The organism is Neisseria sp. HMSC066H01, from assembly GCF_001837375.1.
In the GTDB taxonomy this organism is placed as follows: domain Bacteria; phylum Pseudomonadota; class Gammaproteobacteria; order Burkholderiales; family Neisseriaceae; genus Neisseria.
Window position 1 is genome coordinate 16,396 of record NZ_KV832197.1, and the last position, 5,744, is coordinate 22,139.

Genomic DNA, 5,744 nt, shown 5'->3' on the forward strand with positions numbered 1-5,744 from the left:
TGAACTACGAAAACTCTGGCTTCTTCGGTCAATACGCCGGTGGTTTCCGTAAAAACGCCGTTTCTGAAAAAGACGGTCACGTACACCGCTTGGTAGGTGGTTACGATGCTAACAACCTGTTCGTATCTGTAGCCGGTCAATACGCTAAAAACTGGGAAACTTTGGGTGACTACGCTGAAGCCCAATCTAACGGTGTTGTAACTTCTGCTATGCGTGCTGCCGGCACTAACGCTTCTAACGTAGTATTCGGTACTGCTGCTGGCTTGGACAGCCGTCCTGCTGAAACCATCGAAGTTGCCGCTACTGCCGCTTACCGCGCCGGTAACGTAACTCCTCGCGTTTCTTACGCTCACGGCTTCAAAGCTAAAGTTGACGGCGAAAAACTGAAAGGCACTCAATACGACCAAGTTATCGTTGGTGCTGACTATGACTTCTCTAAACGCACTACTGCTCTGGTTTCTGCCGGCTGGTTGCGCGGTGCTGAGTCTGGCCCTCACAAAGTTGAAACCATCTCTGGTTTGGTTGGCCTGCGTCACAAATTCTAATCTTTGGATTAGTATGAAAAAGAGCCTGTTTTATGCAGGCTCTTTTTTTATTCCCATTACCCATCCTCAACAAAAATTAATTTAAGTGTTGATATATAAAAAGGCCGTCTGAAACCAATTGGTTTCAGACGGCCTTTAGTCTATCTATTCCTATTGCCAAATTACAATAAGGTCAACAAACAAGATTTATTTTTCATTCAGAATCTTACCGACAATCTCGCCCACATCTTTGGACAAACCTTCTTGTGCATTGATGCGTTGCAATTCTTTGGTCATGACGGCTTTTCGGTTGGCTTCCAACTTATTACAGATATTGAAAGCTTGTACCAGTCGGGCGGCAACTTGCGGGTTAAAGCGGTCAATTTCCATCACTTTATCGGCTATAAAGCGGTAGCCGCTGCCATCTTCTGCATGGAAGTGCGGAATATTTCGGCTGAAGCTGATTAACAAAGAACGAGCCTTATTCGGGTTTTCAATGCTGAATTTAGGATGATTCAAGGCCGTCTGAACTTGCTGTAAAGTATCTTTACGGCGACTTGAAGCAATCAGGGCAAAGTATTTGTCCATTACCAAAGCGTCATCAGCGAATTTATCGGCAAATTTCGTCAACAAGCGATCGCGGATTTCGCTTTCATTGCTGTTGATTGCGGATAAGATACCCCATTCGTGGGTCATGTTTTGCGCCATTGCCTCGTAATTTTCCGCAACGTGTTCGATATGCGCTGCATCAGCACGAAGGATAAATGCCCTGCAAGCATTGCGCAAAGTTCGCCAGCCGGCCAATTCCGGGCTGTATTCATAACGAACAGCAGCATTAGCCTGGTTTTCTTGCTCGGCAGCCTGACGGTTCAGTTCGCGCCATTGAGGCAGGAACTTGACGGCAACAGCATTGAGTAAGGCTTCACGCGCTTGATGAACCTGAATCGGGTCAATATTTTCTTCTTCCGCCCATACATCGGTTTCAGACGGCATTTGCAGCAAAATGGCACGGAATGCCGGGTCAAAATCACCGGAAACCACCAAAGCCAAAGCATCCATCAATGCTTTGTGTTCCGGCAAAGGACGGCCTTCTGCCAATGCCTGACGGTTGGCGTTAATGGCGCGATGGTACAAGGTTTGAGCAGCTTCCCAGCGGGCAAACTCATTTTCATCTGCTGCCAGCAAAGTCGCCAATTCTTGATCGCTGTACGGATAGTTCAGGGTAACCGGTGCAGAGAAATCACGCAGCAGAGACGGGATAACTGGCTCATTGACGCCGCCCAATACAAAAGTCTGCTCGGCTTCAGTCAATACCAAAACCGCCTCTTTCACCCGTTTGCCTTGATATTCAAACTCAACCGCTTCGCCTTTTTCGTTTAGCAAACCGGTTTTGACCGGAATCATCATCGGCTGTTTGTCTGCCATATCGGGCGTTGCCGGAATGGTTTGTTTGATGGTCAATTCAAATGCACCATCTTTCAGACGGCCTTGAGCATCTAAAACCGGCGTACCGGCTTGGCTGTACCACAAAGCGAACTGATCAAGATTGATGCCGTTTGCGTCTGCCATTGCGGCACGGAAATCATCACAGGTCACTGCCTGACCGTCGTGGCGTTGGAAATACAACTTCATGCCTTTTTGGAAGCCCTCTTCTCCGAGCAAGGTGTGATACATGCGCACGACTTCCGCCCCTTTTTCATAGACGGTCATGGTGTAGAAGTTGTTCATCTCTTCATAGCTGGCCGGGCGGACAGGATGCGCAGTCGGGCCCGCATCTTCAGGAAATTGGAACAGGCGCAGCATGCGGACATTGTCGATACGGCGCACCACGCGGCTGGCCCGGTCGCCGGAAAACTCTTGATCGCGGAATACGGTCAAACCTTCTTTCAGCGACAATTGGAACCAATCGCGGCAGGTCACGCGGTTGCCCGTCCAGTTGTGGAAATATTCGTGACCGACCACCGATTCAATGCCTTCAAAGTCAGTATCGGTCGCGGTACGGCTGTTGGCCAGCACGAACTTGGTGTTGAAAATATTCAAACCTTTGTTTTCCATTGCGCCCATATTGAAATCGCCCACGGCAACGACCATGAAAATATCCAAGTCGTATTCCAAGCCGAAGCGCGTTTCGTCCCATTTCATCGCATTTTTCAACGATTCCACGGCAAAACCGACTTTAGGTTTGTCTGTCTCAGTGGTGTAGAACTCGATTTTGACCTTACGGCCGCTCGTGGTCGTAAAATAATCTTCCGTTACCGCCAAATCGCCTGCCACCAAAGCAAAGAGGTAGCTCGGCTTGGCAAACGGGTCTTCCCATTTCACCCAATGACGGCCGTCTGAAAACTCGCCGCCATCGATTTTATTGCCGTTAGACAGCAACACCGGATAGCGTTTTTTATCCGCAACAATGGTGGTGGTAAATTTAGACATGACATCCGGACGGTCGATGTAGAAGGTAATTTTGCGGAAACCTTCCGGTTCGCATTGGGTAAACAGGTTGCCGCCGGAAGCATACAGACCCATCAGGGATTTGTTCTCAGCAGGCAGAATTTCGGTTTCCACTTCCAGCGTAAAGTTTTCAGACGGCACACCGGCAATCGTCAGTTTTTCGTCTTCCAACACATAATCTACAGCCCGACCGTTTACTTTCACGGACAGCAGTTTTGCCGAACCATCCAATACCAACGGCTCCCCTGCTCTTTCAGGTTGGACGGTCAGGCTGGATTTGACGATGGTTTGCGGTTCTAAAATATCGAAATGCAGGTCAGTTTTCAGAATACGGTACGCTGGCGCGGCGTAGTCTTTCAAATAATGGACAGTTTTGCTCATTTGTTCTCTTTCAGAGTCATGCGGTAAATAGATGAAGCATATCGTTTCAGATAGCTTCAATTCAAGTGTTTTCAGAAAAAAAGGCCGTCTGAAACCTAAAATTTCAGACGGCCTCCCTATTCTGGCAGCAAATCTAGTTGCCTGTCATTGCCAACTTACCACTGATACAGCGCACCGGCACCGACACCAACATGACCGTCGGTATTGGCCGAGAAGTTGCCTTTGACAATCCAGTTGCCGCCGTCGCTCATCGCAGACACGCCGATGGCCATGGCAGACTGACCGCCGTAGTAGCCGCTGCCGACACCGATACCGGTCGCACCCGGACGGGTTACTTGCGGAATCGAGCCTTGGGCAATCGCACCGGCCACACCTGCGTAGGCTTTCTTACCTACTTGGTTGATGTTGTTTTGCAACTCGGTACCCAAACCAATCAACTGGTTCACGTTTGCCGCGTCTGTACCGTCTTTACCCGGAGCCACATTGGTAATGCGTTGGCCGCCGTTGTTCAGACCGACAGGAGACAATTTGACTTGGTTGTTCGGATTGTTTTCAGTCGGTGCAGCGATGGTTACGCCATCGTTGTTGATCACGGTATTGCCTGCGGTCAGTCCGTCTTTGTTCAATGCAACTTTATCGCCGACTTTCACGCCGTCGTTATTCATCACAGTATCGCCTGCTTTGAAGGTATCGGCATTCACGGTCTTCACGCTGATCTCGTCAGCCAACTTCAGCTGAGCGCCACCGGCAACGGTTTCGCTGATGATGTTGCTGTCGCCTTTGACGTTGATGGTATCGCCCAACGCGTAGTTGTTGCTGCCAGTCGTGCCGCCGAAGTTGATGCCTTTGGCGATCGTCGCAGCATTGTTGGCTACGTTTTGGTTGGTTGCGTACAACTGGCTGCCGTTGACGGCGTCTTTGCTGTTCGCATTGAGGTTGCCATCCGCTACGTTGGTTACTTTGTTGCCCGCATTATCCAAGCCGTCTTTCGTCAGGTTTACCTTGCCTGCTTTCAAGCCGTCTTTATTCAATGCAACATCATCACCCACTTTCACACCGTCAGTGTTCACTGCGGTATCGCCGGCTTTCACGCTGTCAACATCCAAGTCTTTATCGGTTGCCACCTCGTAAACAGTTTGACCCTTGTCGCCTGTTTTCTGAGTCACAACGATGTTCTTACCTTGAACGACTTCAGTCTTAGATGCAGCGGCAGCTTGTTTCAGTTGGGAAACATTGACTGCATCGGTGTCATCCGTACCGGCTGCAACGTTGGTAATCTTGTTGCCGCCGTTGTTCAAACCGGCTTTGGTCAGGTTCACATCGCCTGCTTTCAAGCCGTCTTTGTTCAATGCAACATCATCGCCGACTTTCACACCGTCATTATTCATCACGGTATCGCCTGCGGTAACGCTGTCAACTTTCAGGTTTTTATCGGTCGCCACTTTGTAAATGGTTTGGCCATTGGCGCCGACATCCTGAGTAACAACAATGTTATCGCCTTGAACGACTTCAGTCTTAGCCGCTGCCGCAGCTTTGTTCAACTGAGCAACATTCACTGCATCAGTATCATCGGTACCAGCTGCAACGTTGGTAATCTTGTTGCCGCCGTTGTTCAAGCCAGCTTTAGTCAGATTGACATCGCCAACTTTCACGCCGTCAGTATTGACTGTGGTATCGCCGGCTTTCACGCTGTCAACTGCCAAGTCTTTGGCCAATTTAACTTCCAACTTATCAGAGCCATTCGCTACAACGCCGATATTGCCGTCTGAAAGTTTGGCTGCATCGGTTTGACCGCCGACAATATTCAGCTTCGTACCCGGTTTGCGTTCAACGTCTTTGCCGCTGTCGCCACCGAAAGTCAAAGGCAGATTGGCAGTTGCATTAACGGCTTTGATTGCATCGTGGATGTTGTTCTCACCCGTACCGCCAATATCGGTCATGCTGATGTTGCCGCCGTTATTGGCCGCATTGCCACCCAATACATTCACCAACTGATCTTGGGCTGCATTCAGCTGCTCTTCAGTCGCCGCACGTTTGCCTTGGGCAAAGTCGCTGCCACCCAAAGTCGTATTGCTCAAGCCGCTGACTTCGCCTTTGTCGCCATCGATTTTCACCGGAGCTGCTTGACCGACATTCAACACATCAGCCAGTTTCAGCTGCGCACCACCGGCTACGGTTTCGCTGATGATGTTGCTGTCGCCTTTGACATTGATGGTGTCGCCCAATGCGTAGTTGTTGCTGCCGGTGGTACCGCCGAAGTTGATGCCTTTGGCGATGTTGGCGGCGTTGTTGGCGACGTTTTGGTTGGTCGCAAACAGTTGGCTGCCATTGACGGCGTCTTTGCTGTTGGCATTGAGGTCGCCGGCGGCTACGTTGGTCACTTTGTTGCCG

The 5,744-nt window shown here is 50.1% G+C and carries 3 protein-coding genes; 1 reads left to right on the plus strand and 2 read right to left on the minus strand.

Going from position 1 to position 5,744, the window contains the following annotated elements:
- Positions 1-545, plus strand: a 545-nt coding sequence (locus HMPREF2551_RS09545) for a porin (RefSeq protein ID WP_210400290.1), incomplete at its 5' end; no start/stop codon positions are given.
- A 186-nt stretch (positions 546-731) separates the two neighbouring features.
- On the opposite strand, the gene pepN is transcribed toward HMPREF2551_RS09545, so the two are convergent.
- Positions 732-3,353, minus strand: a complete 2,622-nt coding sequence (gene pepN / locus HMPREF2551_RS09550; RefSeq protein WP_070838729.1) for an aminopeptidase N — start codon at positions 3,351-3,353, stop codon at positions 732-734.
- 155 nt (positions 3,354-3,508) lie between these two features.
- The coding region (locus HMPREF2551_RS09555) for a YadA family autotransporter adhesin (protein WP_210400291.1) at positions 3,509-5,744 on the minus strand (2,236 nt) is incomplete at its 5' end.